The organism is Spirochaeta thermophila DSM 6192 (assembly GCF_000147075.1).
Lineage (GTDB): Bacteria > Spirochaetota > Spirochaetia > Winmispirales > Winmispiraceae > Winmispira > Winmispira thermophila_A.
In genome coordinates, this window is the sequence record NC_014484.1 from 1,361,049 (window position 1) to 1,378,964 (window position 17,916).

15 protein-coding genes are annotated in these 17,916 nt (G+C 62.3%); 7 read left to right on the forward strand and 8 right to left on the reverse strand.

Annotated elements, in window-relative coordinates; genetic code table 11:
• The first annotated feature begins 22 nt into the window (after positions 1–22).
• From STHERM_RS06200 to purD, 6 genes are read left to right on the forward strand one after another with little or no spacing between them, the layout of a single operon-like run.
• Positions 23–3,802, forward strand: coding sequence for a phosphoribosylformylglycinamidine synthase (locus STHERM_RS06200; RefSeq protein ID WP_013314033.1), 3,780 nt, complete (start codon positions 23–25; stop codon positions 3,800–3,802).
• A gap of 35 nt (positions 3,803–3,837) precedes the next feature.
• Positions 3,838–4,326, forward strand: coding sequence for a 5-(carboxyamino)imidazole ribonucleotide mutase (purE, locus tag STHERM_RS06205; RefSeq protein ID WP_013314034.1), 489 nt, complete (start codon positions 3,838–3,840; stop codon positions 4,324–4,326).
• On the forward strand, positions 4,323–5,753 hold the full coding sequence (gene purF / locus STHERM_RS06210) for an amidophosphoribosyltransferase (RefSeq protein ID WP_041623361.1): 1,431 nt from the start codon (positions 4,323–4,325) through the stop codon (positions 5,751–5,753). Before purE ends, purF begins: the two co-directional genes overlap by 4 nt.
• Before the next feature lie 49 nt (positions 5,754–5,802).
• A complete protein-coding gene (gene purM, locus STHERM_RS06215; protein WP_013314036.1) occupies positions 5,803–6,819 on the forward strand; it encodes a phosphoribosylformylglycinamidine cyclo-ligase in 1,017 nt (338 codons plus the stop codon).
• Complete coding sequence (gene purN, locus STHERM_RS06220; protein WP_041623363.1) at positions 6,807–7,412, forward strand: phosphoribosylglycinamide formyltransferase; 606 nt, start codon at positions 6,807–6,809, stop codon at positions 7,410–7,412. The genes purM and purN overlap by 13 nt, the downstream gene beginning before the upstream one ends.
• Complete coding sequence (gene purD, locus STHERM_RS06225; RefSeq protein WP_013314038.1) at positions 7,409–8,653, forward strand: phosphoribosylamine--glycine ligase; 1,245 nt, start codon at positions 7,409–7,411, stop codon at positions 8,651–8,653. The genes purN and purD overlap by 4 nt, the downstream gene beginning before the upstream one ends.
• A 68-nt stretch (positions 8,654–8,721) precedes the next feature.
• On the opposite strand, the gene gltA is transcribed toward purD, so the two are convergent.
• Together gltA and STHERM_RS06235 are read right to left on the reverse strand one after the other, a co-directional pair.
• On the reverse strand, positions 8,722–10,263 hold the full coding sequence (gltA, locus tag STHERM_RS06230) for an NADPH-dependent glutamate synthase (protein WP_013314039.1): 1,542 nt from the start codon (positions 10,261–10,263) through the stop codon (positions 8,722–8,724).
• Entirely contained in the window at positions 10,263–11,114 is an 852-nt protein-coding gene (locus tag STHERM_RS06235; RefSeq protein ID WP_013314040.1) for a sulfide/dihydroorotate dehydrogenase-like FAD/NAD-binding protein, read from the reverse strand. The genes gltA and STHERM_RS06235 overlap by 1 nt, the downstream gene beginning before the upstream one ends.
• 182 nt (positions 11,115–11,296) lie before the next feature.
• Between STHERM_RS06235 and STHERM_RS06240 the strand changes: the two genes are divergently transcribed.
• Entirely contained in the window at positions 11,297–11,617 is a 321-nt protein-coding gene (locus STHERM_RS06240) for a hypothetical protein (protein WP_237223180.1), read from the forward strand.
• Here STHERM_RS06240 and aat read toward each other — a convergent pair.
• Genes aat through STHERM_RS06265 form a run of 6 tightly spaced genes read right to left on the reverse strand, consistent with a single transcriptional unit; the run spans position 11,513 to position 17,916 of the window.
• The gene (gene aat, locus STHERM_RS06245; RefSeq protein ID WP_013314042.1) at positions 11,513–12,352 is read right to left on the reverse strand and encodes a leucyl/phenylalanyl-tRNA--protein transferase; all 840 of its coding nucleotides are present in this window, start codon (positions 12,350–12,352) and stop codon (positions 11,513–11,515) included. The genes STHERM_RS06240 and aat overlap by 105 nt on opposite strands.
• Positions 12,321–14,597, reverse strand: coding sequence for an ATP-dependent Clp protease ATP-binding subunit ClpA (clpA, locus tag STHERM_RS06250; RefSeq protein WP_013314043.1), 2,277 nt, complete (start codon positions 14,595–14,597; stop codon positions 12,321–12,323). Before clpA ends, aat begins: the two co-directional genes overlap by 32 nt.
• Positions 14,598–14,605: 8 nt before the next feature.
• Positions 14,606–14,923: an ATP-dependent Clp protease adapter ClpS gene (clpS, locus tag STHERM_RS06255; RefSeq protein WP_052295694.1), complete on the reverse strand. Its 318-nt coding sequence runs from the start codon at positions 14,921–14,923 to the stop codon at positions 14,606–14,608.
• Entirely contained in the window at positions 14,895–15,236 is a 342-nt protein-coding gene (locus STHERM_RS11475) for a hypothetical protein (protein ID WP_071650337.1), read from the reverse strand. The genes clpS and STHERM_RS11475 overlap by 29 nt, the downstream gene beginning before the upstream one ends.
• Positions 15,233–17,242 carry a hypothetical protein gene (locus STHERM_RS06260; protein WP_013314045.1) on the reverse strand — a complete coding sequence of 670 codons (2,010 nt, stop codon included), beginning with the start codon at positions 17,240–17,242 and terminating at the stop codon, positions 15,233–15,235. Before STHERM_RS06260 ends, STHERM_RS11475 begins: the two co-directional genes overlap by 4 nt.
• The gene (locus tag STHERM_RS06265; protein ID WP_013314046.1) at positions 17,239–17,916 is read right to left on the reverse strand and encodes a tetratricopeptide repeat protein; all 678 of its coding nucleotides are present in this window, start codon (positions 17,914–17,916) and stop codon (positions 17,239–17,241) included. Before STHERM_RS06265 ends, STHERM_RS06260 begins: the two co-directional genes overlap by 4 nt.

A 17,916-nucleotide genomic window follows, 5' to 3' on the forward strand; every position in this document is an offset into this window, starting at 1 on the left:
GGCAAATCTGAAATGATTCGGTATGCCTCAGAATCGAGTGGAGCGCGTCTTCGTAGAAAAGAGACCGGAGTACGATGTGAGGGCCCGTCACCTCTTCGAGGACCTGGTCACCACCCTCCACATTCGATCTCTCACAGGACTCAGGGTGATCCATCGATACGACGTAGAAGGGGTCTCGCCCGAGACCTTCGAGCGGGCGCTCACCGGTATCTTCGCCGAGCCTCCGGTGGATCTCGTCTACCGGGAGGAACTCCCCGTCACGGGAGGATGGACGCTCCCGGTGGAACTCCTTCCGGGACAGTACGATCAACGGGCCGATTCCGCGGTGCAATGCCTCAGGCTCCTCGAGCCAGAGGCGACACCGACGGTGAGGTACGCCACGGTCTACGTCTTCGAAGGGGAGCTCTCACAGGCAGAAAAGGAAAGGATCCGCTCATACCTCATCAACCCCACCGATTCCCGGGAGGCGCGGCTGGAGAAGCCCTCCCACCTCTTCGAGCCCGTTCCGGATCCACCGGCACACATCCCGACGATAGAGGGGTTCATCTCGGCGAACGAGGAGGACCTCCTCCACCTCAGGAAGGAGATGGGTCTTGCCATGGATCTGGCCGATCTCCTCCACTGTCAGCGGTTCTTCAAGGAGACCGCCGAGCGGAACCCCACCGAGACCGAGATCCGGCTCCTTGACACCTACTGGTCCGACCACTGTCGTCACACCACGTTTCTCACGGAGATCGCCCATCTCGAGATACCTCAGGGGCCCTATGCCCCCCTCTATCAGGCGAGTTACAGCACCTACCATGCCCTCAGGAGCGAGGTCTACGGGAGCTCCCTCCCCCCCGAAACCCTCATGGATATGGCAACCATAGGGATGAAGTATCTGAGGAAGACAGGTGCCCTCGCCGATCTGGACGAATCGCCCGAGGTGAACGCATGCAGCATCAGGATAAAGGTGTCCACGGATGGGGGTGAGGAGGACTGGCTCCTCATGTTCAAGAACGAGACCCACAACCACCCGACCGAGATAGAACCGTTCGGAGGGGCCGCCACCTGCCTCGGCGGTGCGATAAGGGACCCGCTCTCGGGCCGTGCCTATGTATACCAGGCCATGCGGGTCACGGGGAGCGGGGATCCCCACAGTCCGATCGAGGAGACCCTCCCGGGAAAGCTGCCTCAGATCAAGATCACCAGGGAAGCAGCGAGGGGCTACAGTTCCTACGGAAACCAGGTGGGGCTCGCCACGGGTCAGGTGGTCGAACTCTACCATCCCGGGTATGTGGCGAAGCGCATGGAGATCGGTGCGGTACTGGGAGCGGTGAGGGCGGAGCACGTGCGGCGTGAGGAGCCCGCTCCGGGAGACGTGGTGATCCTCGTAGGGGGAAGGACAGGCCGCGATGGGATAGGGGGTGCGACCGGTTCTTCCAAGGCCCACGACGAGAAGGCTATAGAGAAGGCGGGAACCGAGGTCCAGAAGGGGAACCCTCCTGTCGAGCGTCACCTCCAGCGTCTTTTCCGTCGGCCCGAGGCGTTGCGGCTCATCAAGCGATGCAATGACATGGGAGCGGGAGGCGTGAGCGTTTCCATCGGGGAGATCGCCCCGAGCGTGGACATCTTCCTCGACAGGGTGCCCAAGAAATACGCAGGGCTCACCGCCACGGAGCTGGCCTTGAGCGAGTCCCAGGAGCGGATGGCGGTGGTCACCTCCCGGGAGGACGCAGAGGCCTTCATCCGTTATGCCGACGAGGAGAACCTGGAGGCGACGGTGGTGGCGGAGGTCACCGATTCGGGGCGGCTCCGCATGTTCTGGAAGGGGCTCACCGCCGTGGACCTTCCCCGCTCCTTTCTCGCTACCAACGGTGCCCGCCGCAATACCATGGTGGAGCTCCCCGATCCACGACCCGAGTCCTCTCCCCTCACGTTCACCTGTACCGAAGGAGAGGAGGGTTCCATCCTCGAGGCGTGGAAGCTCCGCATGGGACGCCTCCAGAGCGCTTCCCAGAAGGGACTCCAGATCCTCTTCGACAGCTCGATCGGCGCCGGCACCGTGCTCTCGCCGTACGGGGGGGCGCACGAAGACACGCCCGTGGACGCCATGGTGAGCCTCATTCCGGTGCCGGGACGGGACGTGCGCACCGCGAGCATCATGGCCTTCGGGTTCAACCCCGAGATCGGATCCTGGAGCCCCTACCACGGCGCCTTCTATGCCGTGGTGGAGTCGGTCTGCAAGGTGGCGGCCACGGGCGGCTACTGGCGGAACGTGCGGCTCTCCTTCCAGGAGTACTTCCCCAGGCCGGGAAGCGATCCGACCCGATGGGGACTGCCGGCGGCAGCCCTCCTCGGCGCCATCCATGCACAGATGAGCCTGGGGATCCCCTCCATTGGGGGGAAGGATAGCATGTCCGGCACCTACAAGGACCTGGACGTACCCCCCACACTCGTCTCCTTTGCGGTGACCACGGCCCCGGTGGATCGCGTGATCTCCCCCGAGCTCAAACGGGAGGGGAGCAAGATCTACCTCATCCACACCCCCACGGGCGACTACGACCTTCCCGACATCACGGCACTGATGGAAAACCTGGAGTTCCTCGCACAGCGGATCGGGGAAGGGGTGGTCATCTCGGCCACTGCGCTCCGTGTCGACGGGATCGCGGGGGGGCTCACCCGCATGACAGTGGGCAACAGGTTGGGATGCGTATTCGTCTCCGAGCCTCGACGAGAGGACCTCTTCTGCCCGCGCTATGGAAGTTTCCTCGTTGAAGTACCGGTCGATGTGCCCCACGCGCCCTTCGAGCGGCATCCCCATGCTTCATGCATCGCGGTCACGGGCGGGGATGCCGTGGTGATAGGCCGGGAACGGCTCTCCCTCGAGGAGCTCCTCGCCGTGTGGACGAGGCCCCTGGAGGATGTCTTCCCTCCTCACGAGAGGGAAAAGGGCCGAAGCTTCCCCTTCCACACCGTGGAGAAGGAAACCACCCGGAGGCGGGCCTCCCGCCCGAAGGTCGCCCGTCCGAGGGTGTGCATACCGGTATTCCCCGGGACCAACTGCGAGTACGATTCGGCCGAGGCCTTCAGGCGTGCGGGCGCCGAGGTGGACGTGCTCGTCTTCAGGAATCTGACGCCCACCCACATCCACGAATCGCTCGAGGCCCTCGCCCGGAGCATCAGGAACGCCCAGATCCTCATGATCCCCGGCGGCTTCAGTGCAGGGGACGAACCGGAAGGCTCCGGGAAGTACATCGCCACGGTCTTCAGAAACGCCGTGGTGCGCGACGCCCTCGAGGATCTCATCCATCACCGGGACGGCCTCGTCCTGGGTATCTGCAACGGGTTCCAGGCCCTCATCAAGCTGGGACTCGTCCCCTACGGTGAGATCCGTGACCTTGCGGAGGAGTCCCCCATCCTCACCTACAACACCTCCGGCCACCATGTAGCCCGATACGTCCGCACGCGTCTCGTCTCCCGCCTCTCCCCGTGGTTCCTCAAGGAGGAGCCGGGAGCCGTCCACGTGCTCCCGGTCTCCCATACCGAAGGAAGGTTCGTCGCGCGCGAAGAGGAGGCACGCCGTCTCCTCGAGCAAGGCCAGGTGGCGACCCAGTACGTGGATCCGGAGGGGAATCCCACCATGGACCCTCGATACAATCCCAATGGATCCGTCCTCGCCGTGGAGGGCCTCACGAGCCCCGACGGTCGCATCCTCGGCAAGATGGCCCACTCCGAACGAATACGGCCCGGAGTGGGGAAGAACATACCCGGCCACAAGGAAGAGCGCATCTTCGAGAGCGGGGTGGCCTATTTCCTGTGATCCCCGCCCAAAACCCACCCCAGGAGGAGAGACGGATGAAAGTCGCGATTCTCATGGGAAGCGCCTCTGACAAGGAGAAGATGAGGGGGGCGGCGAAGGCCCTCAACCTCTTCGGTGTGCCCTATGAGGCCAGGATCATCTCGGCCCACCGGGCGCCGGAGCTGTTGGAGCGGGAGGCGGCCCGTCTCGAGCGGGAAGGAGTGGAATGCTTCATCGCCGGGGCGGGACTCGCCGCCCATCTTCCGGGGGTGCTCGCATCGAAGACCGTCGTCCCGGTGATCGGCGTCCCCCTGAACGGCGCCCTGGGCGGGCTCGATGCCCTCCTCTCCATCGTGCAGATGCCCAAGAACGTGCCGGTGGCCACCGTGGCCATCGACAACGCCTTCAACGCGGGGATCTTGGCGGTCCAGATACTCGCCCTCAAGTATCCGGAGCTCAGGGAACGCCTTATTGACTACCGGACGAAAATGAAGGCAGAATTCGAGGAGCAGAACTCGCCCGTCGACCTGGAGGCCCAGGAGTGAACCCGAGGGACGATCACCCGCACGAGGAATGCGGAGTATTCGGGATCCGCATGGAAGAGGGGGCGGCCGCCCCACGGCTCGCCTACTACGGGATCTACGCCCTCCAGCATCGGGGGCAGGAGAGTGCGGGGATCGCCATGGTCCGTCCCGACGGGAGCATCGGGCTCCACAAGGGCATGGGACTGGTGGCCGAGGTCTTCAGTGAACAGACCCTCGCGGGGCTCGAAGGCCATGCGGCGATAGCTCACACCCGGTACTCCACCACGGGCTCCAGCACCCTGGAGAACGCCCAACCCCTTCTCGCCCAGTCCAAACTGGGCACCCTCGCCATCGCCCACAACGGGAACCTGGTGAACGCCGGTGTACTGCGAGATCTCCTCGAGGAGACCGGTACGGTCTTCCACACCACCAACGATTCCGAGGTCATCCTCAACCTCATCTCACGACGGGCGCGGAAGGGCCTCGAGACGGCCCTCACCGAGACCCTCCAGGTGATCCAGGGATCCTATGCCATGGTCCTCCTCACGCCCGAGTACCTCATAGGGGTGCGGGATCCCCGGGGGATACGGCCTCTCTGTCTCGGCGAGATCGAGGGAGGATACGTGCTCGCCTCCGAAAGCTGCTCCCTCGATGCAGTGGGGGCACGCCTCGTGAGGGACGTGGAACCGGGGGAGATCCTCATCATAGGGAAGGAGGGCGTGCGGAGTATCATGAGTACGGAGCGCACCTTCCTCTCCACCTGTTCGTTCGAATACATCTACTTCTCACGACCCGATTCCATACTGGACGGCACGAGCGTATACCTCGCCCGCAAACAGGCGGGCCGCATCCTCTTCAGGGAAAGTCCGGTGGATGCGGACCTGGTGAGCGGTGTCCCTGACTCCGGTATCGTGGCGGCCGAGGGATGGTCCGAAGCCTCGGGGATGCCGTACGCGCAGACTCTCATCAAGAACAAGTACGTGGGAAGATCGTTCATCGCCCCGGCCCAGGAACTGAGGGAACGCACCGTACACGTGAAGCTCAACGTACTCAGGCCCAATGTGGCGGGCAAGAGGATCGTGCTCATCGACGACTCCATCGTGAGAGGCACCACGAGCAGTCGACTCGTCCAGATGCTCAGGGAGGCGGGGGCCCGCGAGGTGCACTTCCGCATCGCCTCCCCCCCGGTGCGGTACCCGTGCTACTTCGGGATCGACATCCCCACACGGGCGGAACTGGTGGCGGCCAACAAAGATCTCGAGGAGATACGAAAGATGTTGGGCGTGGATTCGCTCGCGTACCTGAGCGTGGAGGGCCTCATCGAAGCGATCGGGGGGAGGCACGACTACTGTACCGGCTGTTTCACCGGAATGTACCCCCTCTCAGCGGCCATAGAACGAGGCAAGTACGTGATGGAGGAGTCCTCCCGCACCCCGCAGGGGCGGTGACCCCTGTCGGGAGGCCACACGAGACCATGAGAAAGGAGCCCCACGCGCCATGGATACGAACAAGCCCGTGACCTACAGGGATGCAGGGGTCGACACAGAGGCTGCCCAGCACGCGGTACGACGGTACGCTGAGTCGGCGAAGACCACCTTCGGGCCGGAGGTCCTCGAAGGGATCGGCAGCTTCGCGGGGTTCTTCCACCTCCGGGGCTACCGCGACCCTGTCCTCGTGGCGGGGACCGACGGGGTGGGGACTAAGCTGGAGATCGCCTTCGCCATGGATCGCTACGAGGCGGCGGGCGTGGATTGCGTGGCCATGTGTGTGAACGACATCCTGTGTCACGGCGCGCGCCCCCTCTTCTTCCTGGACTACCTCGCCTGCGGGAAACTCGAGCCTGAAAAGGCCGCCCGCCTCGTGGAGGGGGTGGCGGCGGGGTGCAGGGAGGCGGGGTGCGCGCTCATAGGCGGGGAGACGGCCGAGATGCCGGGATTCTACCCGCCTGGGGTATACGACATCGCGGGTTTCGCCGTGGGCGTGGTGGAGCGCGACCGCGTGCTCGACGGGAAGGCCGTACGGGAAGGCGACGCGCTCGTGGGGCTCGCCTCCAGTGGACTCCACAGCAACGGATTCTCGCTGGTACGGAAGCTCATCCCCGACTGGGAGGCGGCCTTCGAGGGACGGCCCATCGGTGAGCTACTCACGGAGCCTACGAGGATCTACGTGAGACCCGTCCTGGAGGTGCTGGAGGAACGACCGGGTGTGATCCACGGTATGGCGCACATCACCGGCGGGGGATTTCCCGAGAACATACCACGCATGTTCAAAGACGACCTCACCGCCGTGATCGAGGAGGGGAGCTGGCCTGTTCCCCCGATCTTCCGCCACCTCGAATCGCTCGGCGTAGCGCACGAAGAGATGTTCCGCACCTTCAACATGGGAATCGGATTCGTCCTCGCGGTCGCCCCCAGGGAAGCTGAAACGATCATCGAGGTCTTCGGCGCAAAGGGGGTGCCGGCATGGAGGATCGGACGAGTATGGAAGGGAGCCAAGGGCGTATGTTTCGAGTAGCAGTCCTCGTCTCAGGAAACGGGACCAACCTCCAACACCTCATCGATGCCTCAGAAGGAGGGAGACTCCCCATACGCATAGAGAAGGTGATCGCCGACAGACCCGCCTATGCGCTGGAGAGGGCGCAAAAAGCCGGTATTCCGGCTGTACTCGTCTCCCGGAGCGCACACAGGGAGAGGCTCTCCGACGCCATCCTCGAGGAACTCGGCGAAGACCTCAACCTCGTCGTACTCGCGGGCTTTCTCTCGATCCTGAAGGGGCGCATCCTGGAGGTCTATCGGAACCGCATCATCAACCTCCACCCCGCCCTCGTCCCCGCCTTCTGCGGGCCCGGCATGTATGGGCTCAAAGTCCACAAAGCAGTCATAGACTACGGAGTGAAGGTCTCCGGGTGTACGGTGCACATCGTGGACGAGGGCACCGACACCGGGCCCATCGTCCTCCAGCGGGTGGTCCCGGTCTATCCCGACGACACACCGGAGACCCTTCAGGAGCGCATCCACCAGGAGGAGTACAAGGCCCTCGAGGAGGCGGTGCGCCTCTTCGCCGAAGGAAGGATAAAAGTGGAAGGAAGGAAGGTGTACCTGCTATGAAGGTGATGGTGATAGGAAGCGGCGGACGCGAACACGCCCTCGCATGGAAGTTCGCACAGTCGAGCCAGGTCGACGAGGTGCTCTGCGTCCCGGGAAACGGAGGAACGGCCCGCATGGAGAAGGCTCGGAATCTTTCCCTTCTCACCTTCGAAGAGATGGTCGCAAAGGCGGAGGAGGAAGGGGTGGGACTGGTGATGGTGGGACCCGAGACCCCGCTCGTGGAAGGGGTGGCAGACCGGTTCCAGAAGGTTGGCATCCCTGTGATAGGGCCACCGGCCTCGAGCGCACGACTCGAGGGGAGCAAGGCCTTTGCGAAAGAGTTCATGCGGAGGTACGGGGTGGCCACCGCTGACTACCTCATCACCGATTCCCTCCCCGAGGCCCTCGGGTTCGCCCAAAGGAGCGACTACCCCCTCGTGATAAAGGCAGATGGTCTTGCGGCCGGCAAGGGGGTGACCATCGTGCAAAGCAGGGAGGAGGCGGAGAGGATCCTACGCGCCTACATGGAGGAGCGGATCTTCGGCGAGGCCGGCACCACGGTGGTGCTCGAGGAATTCCTCGAAGGGGTGGAGGCATCCATCCTCTCCATCACCGACGGCACCACCATCATACCCTTCCTGTCGGCGAAGGATCACAAACCCATCGGCGAGGGGAACACCGGCCCCAATACCGGCGGCATGGGAGTGATCGCCCCCAACCCCGCTGTCACGGAGGAGATCTTCGAAGATTTCAAGCGTTCAGTCATGCACCCCACCCTCGAGGGAATTCAGAAAGAGGGATGGGACTTCAGGGGTATCATCTTCTTCGGGCTCATGATCACCTCGAAGGGGGTGAAACTACTGGAATACAATGTGCGCTTCGGCGACCCCGAGACCCAGGCCCTCCTTCCCATGCTCACCACCGATCTCGTCGACCTCTCCCTGGCCTGCTGGGAACGGGCGCTCACCCACGTGCGACTCTCGTGGGAAGCCGCCTGTTCGTGCTGTGTGGTGGCCGCCTCGGGCGGATATCCCGGCCCATACGAGAAAGGCTACCCCATCCACGGCCTCGATCACGTGGAGCACACGGTCTTCATCGCAGGGGCCGAGGAACGGGAGGGAGTACTGTACACCTCGGGGGGAAGGGTCCTCGCGGTCACCGCCACGGGTGCCACACTCGGGGAGGCCAGGGAGAAGGCCTACCGGGATATGGAAAAGATCTCCTTCACCGGTATGTACTACCGGAAGGACATAGGCATATAGGGCCGCTCCCGGCCTGCCCCATCGGGATCGAAAGAGAAGAGGGCCTTTCGGCCCTCTTCTCCAACTATTCACGAGGTTCCTGCCTCTTTCGGGGGCGGTAGTTCCCCTGAGAGGAGAAGGTGAATACTCCGTGCCGCCTTCCTTCCGGCTCCCATGGCCTCGATCACCGTAGCCGCACCGGTGACCACGTCGCCTCCCGCAAAGATGCGGGGGTGACTGGTACGGAGGTGTTCGTCCACTACGATGGTCCCCCGCTCGCTCACCGCCACCTCGGGCATGGTCTTCCGTATGAGGGGATGCGGTACGCTCCCGAGGGCGAAGATCACGGTATCCACCTCTATGGAGTGCTCGCTCCCCTCTATGGGTACCGGTCGGGGACGTCCGGATGCATCCGGTTCCCCCAGTCGGTAGGAAAGACACTCGACGGCCCGCACCTTCCCTTCCCCGTCTCCCATGATACGCTTCACGTTGGTGAGGAATCTGAACTCCACACCCTCTTCCATGGCGTGGATCACCTCCTCCCGCCGTGCAGGCATCTCCTTCTCGGTCCGCCTGTAGATCACGATCACCTCTTCGGCCCCTACCCGAAGGGCCATCCTCGCCGCATCCATGGCCACATTCCCGCCACCGATCACGGCCACCCGCCTCGAAGGCAAGATGGGGGTATCAGCGCGTTCCCTGTCGTAGGCCTTCATGAGGTTGGTCCGGGTCAGATACTCGTTGGCCGAGTAGACACCCACGAGGTCCTCCCCCTCTATGCCCATGAACTTGGGAAGCCCCGCCCCTGCGGAGATGAACACGACATCGAACCCGTCTTCCTCGAGGAGCTGGGTGAGCGTACGCGTCTTACCCACCAGGAAGTCGTAGACGAACTCCACCCCGAGATCTTCGAGGTGACGTATCTCGTCCTCCACGAGGCGCTTGGGCAACCTGAACTCCGGGATACCGTAGACCATCACCCCCCCCGCCTTGGGGAAGGCCTCGAAGATCACCACCGTGTGTCCCTCTCTCCGCAGGTCCACCGCCGCGGTGAGTCCCGCAGGCCCGCTCCCTATGATCGCCACTTTCTTTCCCGAATCGGGCTTTACGGGAGGGAGGGTATAGAGTCCATGTTCCCTCTCCCAGTCGGCGACAAACCGCTCGAGCCTCCCGATGGAGACCGCCTTGAGCGGGTCCTTCAGCGCCTTGCCCACCGTGCAGGCCTCCTGGCACTGTTTTTCCTGAGGACACACCCTCCCGCAGATGGAGGGAAGGAGGTTCGTCTCCTTGATGATGTCGACGCTCTCTTTGTACTCCCCTTCCACGATCTTCCGTATGAAAGCGGGAATGTTGATGGACACCGGACATCCCGCTATACAGGGCGCGTTCTTGCACTGGAGGCACCGAAGGGCCTCCACCTTGGCCTGGGTCTCGGTGTATCCGAGGGTCACCTCGTCCACACGACGACTGCGCACCACCGGATCGAGCTCGGGCATGGGCTGGGGTGGAATCGCGAGCCGCTCCTTGTTCCGGAGGGTCCTTCCCTCGAGGTCGGAGAGAAGCTCCCTCGCCCTCCGGTCGAGTTCTTCCTTCGAGTAGAGGACATCGTCGGAGATATGCCTGTGTTCCATCACTCCCCTCTCCTTTCGTTTCCCACGAGCTCGAGCTTGCAGCGGTGGTCCTTCTCCTGCTCCATGGGGCGATAGGCGGCAAGGCGCCTCATCATGCCATCGAAGTCCACAAGGTGACCGTCGAACTCGGGGCCGTCCACACACACGAACTTGATCTCGTCTCCCACCTTCACCCTGCACCCGCCGCACATCCCTGTGCCGTCCACCATTATGGTATTGAGCGACACCACGGTCTTTATACCGAACGATCTCGTGGTCTCGGCACAGAACTTCATCATGATGGGAGGCCCTATCGCCACCACCTCGTTCACATCTCCCTGTTCACAGAGCTCCTTGAGCGGTTCCGTCACCAGGGCTTTCCTCCCATACGAACCGTCATCCGTGCACACGATGAGCTCATCCGAGACGCTCCGCATCTCGTCTTCCAGTATGATGAGATCCTTCGTGCGGGCTCCGATGATGGAGATGACCCTGTTTCCCTTCCGCCGGAAGGCCCTCGCGATGGGATGGAGCGGTGCTGTTCCGATCCCTCCTCCTACACACACCACGGTGCCCACCTTCTCTATGTCCGTGGGATTACCCAGCGGTCCGAGCACGTGGGCGATCCCCTCACCCTCCTGTCTCAGAGAGAGCATCCGGGTGGTCTTCCCCACCACCTGAACGATGAGGGTGATGGTACCCGCCTCCGGATCCCAGTCCGCCACGCTCAAGGGAATCCGTTCCGAAAACTCGTCCTCGAGTTGGATGACCACGAACTGTCCGGGTCTGTGGGCCTTCGCCACGTGGGGGGCCTCCACCACGAACTGAAACACGTTCTCGGAAAGTTGCCGCTTGCGAACGATTCTCCTCATCCACTACTCCTGCGGAGGTGATATATCAGTATAATCAAAATAACAAAAAAGACAAGCATCGTCTCTTTCCCTGGAATCCCGGAGCTTGCATATCAGCAGTGGATGGACTAGGCTCTTAATAGGGAGACCACATGATGCCATCGAGAAAAAAAATCGTCTATCTCTTCAAACACAAAAGTCTTATGAGAGACAAGGTGGAGGAGGAACTCGCCTTCCTCCGCTACTCCATGGAGGCCCTCGAGCGCATCCTCGTGTTGTATCAGGACTTTCTCATAGAGGCACCGCATCTCTCACAGGACGAGATCGAGGAAGAGTCCGCCCACCTCCAGGAAGAGCTCTCCACCTACAACATCGACTTCCTCGCCCATGAAGCCGTGAGGAGCATCGAGCAGATCTCCTCATACACCTCCCATCTCTGCGAGATCTACCGTCTCACGCTCTCGCGACTTCTCAAGAAAAAGCAGTTCGGAGAGCGGCTCCTCCATGTGCGTAAGACCCGGTAGAAGGCATGTCCTCAGGAGACTGCTCACCCTCCACGTTCCCCTCCTCGACGGGGTGCGGAGGAGAGGCCCGAGAGAGGCAAGGAAGTCCTCGCGCGGAACGGTGACCGCCCCCATTCTCAGGAGATGATCAGTGGGCACCTGGCAGTCGACGAGGGTGATGCCCAGCCTGAGGAAGAGGGCCCTGGAGAAGACGAGGGCCGCCTTGGAGGCATTGTCCACCAGGGAAAACATCGACTCGCCGAAGAAGACCCGCCCGAGGCTCACACCATAGAACCCTCCCACGAGTGCTTCCCCTCTCCAGACCTCCACCGAGTGAGCGTAACCCAGGTGATGGAGCCGGATATAGGCATCGCGCATCTCCGGTGTGATCCACGTTCCCTCCTGTCCCCGCCTGGGTATCGTGGCACAGGCATGGATCACCTGTTCAAAGGCGAGATCTGCGGAAAACCGGAAGTCGGTGCGTCGAAGGTCACGCCTCAGACGCTTGGAGATGTGGAGGTCGTTCGACCAGAGGATGCAACGAATCTCGGGCGACCACCAGAGGATGGGATATCCCTCCTCATACCAGGGGAAGATCCCCTGCTCGTAGGCGGAGAGGAGCACGCCAGGCGAAAGATTGCCCCCCGCCGCCACGATATCCTCGTCGGCATCCAGGGGAGAAGGAAACGAGATCCGTTCCCTGTGGGAAAGGTAGGCCACGCCCTCAAGATACGGGATCGGTCGTCTCCTCCTCATCCTCACACCTCACCACCACATCGTCGTCTTCGATGTCGGCGACGGCCTTCCCGCCCTCGGAGAGGGGACCGAAGAGCACGGCGTCCACGAAGAAGCCCTTGATCTTCTCCTCTACGAGCCGGGCGATGTTCCGCGCCCCGAAGACCGGCGAATACCCGTGTTCCGCGAGCCATCGCACGCATCGATCGGTGACCTCGAGCGTGACACCCTTCTCCGCGAGCTGCTCCTGGAAGAGTCTGAGCTCCTTTCTCACTATCTGCTCCACGATCTCGGGGGCCAGACGCTTGAAGATGATGACCTTGTCGAGCCGGTTCCTGAACTCAGGACTGAAGAGTTGTTCCACGGCGTGTATGATACTCTCCTCCTGCATCACACGCTCTCCGAATCCTATCATCCTCTGACCGAGCTCCCGTGCCCCGGCATTCGAGGTCATGATGAGGACGATGTTCCTGAAATCCGCCTTCTTGCCGGTGTTGTCGGTGATGGTGGCATAGTCCATGACCTGGAGCAGGACATTGAAGATATCGGGATGGGCCTTCTCTATCTCGTCGAGGAGGAGCACGGCATGGGGATGTTTACGCACCGCATCGGTGAGAAGCGCGCCCTCCTCATATCCCACATAGCCGGGAGGGGAGCCGAGGAGACGAGAGACGGTGTGCTTCTCCTGGTACTCGCTCATGTCGAACCGGAGGAGGGGCACTCCCATGATGTCGGCGAGCGAGCGGGCGAGCTCGGTCTTCCCCACCCCGGTGGGGCCCACGAAGAGGAAGGAGGCCACCGGCTTGTCGGGCCTCCTGAAGCCGGCTCGGGCCCTCTTGATGGCCTGGACCACGGCCTCCACGGCCTCGTCCTGACCGAACAGGCGTGCTTTCAGCTCCTGCTCGAGGTTCCGGAGTCGCTCCCTCTCCGACGTAGAGACCGTGCGTTCGGGGATGCGGGCGATCCTGGAAACCACCCTCTCCACATCGTGCACCGTCACTTCGACGGGCTCGCCGGCCTCGACTCCTTCGCGGTAGGTCCTCATACGTATGTAGGCGCCTATCTCGTCGATCACGTCGATGGCCTTGTCGGGTTGATGTCGATCCGTGATGTACTCCGTGGAGAGTCGGACCGCCGCCTCGAGGGCTTCACGGGAATACCGTACGTTGTGGTATGTCTCGTATCGGTCCCTGATACCCATGAGGATCTCGAGGGTCTCCTCCGGGGTGGGCTCGGGCACGTCGATCTTCTGGAACCGGCGGGCGAGGGCCCTGTCCTTCTCCAGGAATTTCCGATACTCCTCGTAGGTGGTGCTCCCTATGCATCTGATCCTGCCTGAAGCGAGTACAGGCTTGAGGATGTTGGAGGCATCCAGGGCGCCTCCAGTGGTGGCTCCGGCGCCCACTATCGTGTGTATCTCGTCGATGAAGAGGATGGCCCGCTCCTCGGCAAGGAGGGCCTTGATGACGGCCTTGAGACGCTCCTCGAAGTCCCCCCTGAAACGGGTGCCGGCGATGAGCGCGCCCATATCGAGGGCATAGATCTTGTAGCCCTTCAGGATCTCAGGGACCGTTCCCTCCGCGATCCTGAGGGCGAGCCCCTCTGTGAGCGCCGTCTTTCCCACGCCCGCCTCCCCCACGTGAAGCGGGTTGTTCTTGAACCGCCGGCAGAGGACTTGTATGGTGCGCTCGAGGAGATCCTCCCTCCCGACGAGAGGCTCGATCCCCCCTTCCCTCGCCCGCTGGACCAGATCCACGGCAAAGGCCTCCAGGGGGTTCGAGGCGCTCCGTTTCTTCCTGGGTTCCCTGTCTTCCTTGGGCGATTCCTCCACCTCGGGGGTCTCCTGCTCCTCCCTCGCCCTGGTGACCGCCTCCAGCAGCGTCACGCGCTTCACCCCGAGCTCCCGGAGGATGTGTCCCGCATAGGTGTACTCCTCGTCGTAGATCGCCACCAGGAGCATACCGACGTCGATCTCTTCGCGGGAGGCGGCTTTGGTCTGGAAGTACGCCCGATCGATCACACTCTGAAATCCGAGAGACTGTTCCGGCGGATCGTTGCTGAGCGGCACCTTGGTCGAGAGATACTTCTCGAGAGGGCGGGCAAGAGCCGGGACGTCCACCTCGCAGTACTCGAACACGCGCTTCACCATCTGAAACTGAAGCGAGACATAGAGGATGTGCTCGGGGGTCACGTACTCATGGCGTCTCCCCCTCGCATCCTCATAGGCCGCATAGAGTATATCCTGTACCTCAGTACTCAGCTTCATCCTTCCTCCTACGCCTTCTCCACAGTGCACCTCAGAGGGTGACCGGCTTCACGTGCACGTCTGTGTACCTGGGCGACCTTGGTCACAGCGATGTCATAGGGGTAGGTCGCCACCTTTCCCTTGCCCGTGCGGTGTACAGTGAGCATGATCTTCGTGGCCTCCACTCTGTCCTTGTGGAAGATATCCACGAGGATGTCCACCACGAACTCCATAGGCGTGAAATCGTCGTTGAGGAGGACCACCCAGTACATCTCGGGTTCCGAAACCTCGGTCTCCTCCTCCACCGCCTCCTCTTCTTCAAAGAGCGGCGTCCATTCCTCTGCCACGGTTCCCTCCCTTGCGGCGATATCCTCCATGACGGTAGAACTGCACGTACGCACATTCCCTGGGCATGTACCTAGCCCACAGGGCATGGAATATCGTCACCTTCCTGCACTCCCTGCACACCTTGAACCGACGTTCGTACACCGTGCACAGATTCGTCTCACTATTAAGATAGCGACACGGAGAAGAATAGTCTATGAAGACCGTGCCGTCGGGCTGGACATCCTTGGTGTAACAACACCTCCCGCACCGGTTGCACAGGTCCTCCCACTCCTTCCTGCCGCGGAGGAGGTAGTACCAAAGGGCACCGATCATTGCGCTGGTCCGAAGTACCCCGATTCGTCCCGTCCGGAACGACTGAAGAAGCGCACCTCCACTTCCACGGGGATGAAGGAGCGGCCGAAATCGGGGTTGGAAATCGAAGTATACGAGAGCACGTATCGCCCCGAGTGCTGACTCCCGATCCTCTGTGCAAGATCGGAAAGACCCCGGGGGGCCGAGGGATCGAACACCTCGCCGCCCGTCTTCTCGACGAGGTAGGCGAGTTCGTCGGGGATGGTGTGTCCGCCCGACATGTCGACCACATGGAGGGTGATCTCATTCTGGAGGAAGAGGCCCAGAATGGTGTCGATGCTGTATGAGGAAAAGGCGCCGGGAGGGAAGGCACCCGAGGAGAAAAAGACCACCGCTCGTTTGCCCCGATACTTCAACACCTGGAAGGCCGCCTGCCTCAAGGCGAGATCCGGCCTCCAGCGTGAGGGGAAGGCCCCTTCCACCAGGCGGTCGGGGGAGAGCGGCTCTTCCTGACCCGACTCCGCAAGGAGCACCGGCTCGTCTTTCGCGGCGAAGACCGCCACCGATCCCTGAGAAGAGAGAGGAGGGAGAAGAGAGACCACGAGTGAAGAGAGACGGTCCACATACCTTCTCATATCCGGGGAGTGCTCCAGGATCAGGGCCACCTCGCTGCGGGCGCTCCGATCCGCCTGGAAGACCAGCCGGACCTCTCCCGGGTTTCTCCCCCCCTCGGTGAGGAGGAAGTTGGAGTTCTCCAGTCCCACGAGAGGCCTCCCGTCCCGATCGCGCACGGCCACGTCCACGAATACCTGCGGGAAGTCGCGCGCATCCACCCGCTCCACGTCCACATAGAGCCCGCCGTAGACCGCCGCCACCTCCACCATGAAATGCACCTGATCGGTATCAATGTCGCTCACCACCAGATCTCCGTTGGGGGTCCGCGCCATACCCATGAGACGCCTGGCCGAGAGCTCACCCACCCGGGCGAGGGACCCCGTGGACGGATCGTAGAGGAGCAGTCGATCGCCCGCCGTGAGGAAGAACCGTCCATCCGAAGGGTACAGGGTCTCCACCTCACGGAAGAGCCCCTTCCCCATCTCCCTCAGGTAGTTCCCCTCGGTATCGAAGACCACGATGCTCCCCCGCGCGGTATCGGCCACATACACCTCACCTCCTCGAACGGCGATCCCTCTCGGCCCCTGGAGCCCGGAGAAGTCGCTCCCTCCCGTCCCGAAAGAGAAGAGGAACTCCCCCTCGGGGGTGAACTTGCTCACCCTCCGGTTTCCCCACTCGGTGACATAGACATATCCCTGTTCATCGAACGCAAGGTACTGAGGGCCGAGAAGCGCACCCGGGCCCATCCCCCTCTTGCCGAAGCTCCGCACCCTTCGGCCGTACCGATCGAGCACGGAGATCCTGTCCGCCATGAACTCCGACACATAGAGGAACCCGTCCGGAGAGAGCTTCACATCGAAGGGGGCCGAGAACCCCCCGAGCTCGCCTTTGAAGCTCTCTACGAACCTGCCGGTGGGGGAGAGGTGTACCACCTCGTTGCTCCCGAAGGCAGCGATCCATATCGAACCGTCGGGTCCCACGTCAACACCCGCGGGGTTCCGGAAGAGGATCCGTTCCCCCTCCCTCCCCTCCTTCTGAAACACGGACACGAACGAGATCCGGTAGTCTTCCTCAGGGAGCACACCCACCCATCTCTTCACGGTTTCGTACTTGTACTGAAGGTACGGGGGTGCATGACCGTGGGAGAGGACGTATTCCCACTCTGTGAGCGCTGCGTCGTAGAAACCGGACCTGAGGTAGGCCCTCCCCAGCCAGAGATGTGCCTGGAGGAGGTCGGAGCGATAGGAGAGACTCTTCTGAAACGAGAGGATGGACTCGTGGAGGAAACCGAGATGGAAGGCCCTCACCCCCCACCTGAACTCCTCCTCGGCCCTGATGCCTTCGATGGAAACCTCCTGTGCGAGGAGACCTCCGGCGAGCCCAACCCACAAGACGAGCCAGCGCATCCTCATGGCCTCTCCCCCACGATGATCTCGTAGTGTTCCCTTATGGTCGGAGAGTCGGGAGCAAGGGCGTGGGCCACCCTGATCACATTCCTCGCCTCCGCGAACTGACCGTTCTTGTAGAGCGCCCATGCGAGGGAGTCCTGGTACGCGGGGTTACGGGGCGCCTTCTGGACCGCCTTCCTGCAGTACTTGAGGGCGAGGGAGAGCCGCACCCCCTGTTCGGCGAGGAGGTAGCCCATGGAATTGAGGGCACTCGGGTTGTCCGGATCGAGGGAAAGCGCCTTTTCCGCGGCGCTGAGACTCTCTCTCAACTCACCGAGCATGTACCGCACATGAGCGAGGGCGTTGTAGACCGTGGCGGACTCGAATCCCTCCTCGACCACCCGCTCGAACTCGAGCTGGGCCAGCTTGTAGCGTTCGGTAAGTGAGTAGATGTATCCGATGAGCATACGAACCTGGTACCGCTTGAGTGGATGCGTATCGGTGGTGAGGACCTGCTCCAGGTAGAGGAGGGCCTCCTCGTACTCCCCCAGACGGGCGTAACAGAGTCCCATGTAGTAGGCCTGGTCTGAGGGACTCAACCCCTCGGTTCCATCGGAAGAGAGGAACTCCTGGAGGGCTTCCTGGTACTTCCCTTCCTGAAAGAGCTGTTTCCCACGCTGGAAGGGGCTCTCCACCAT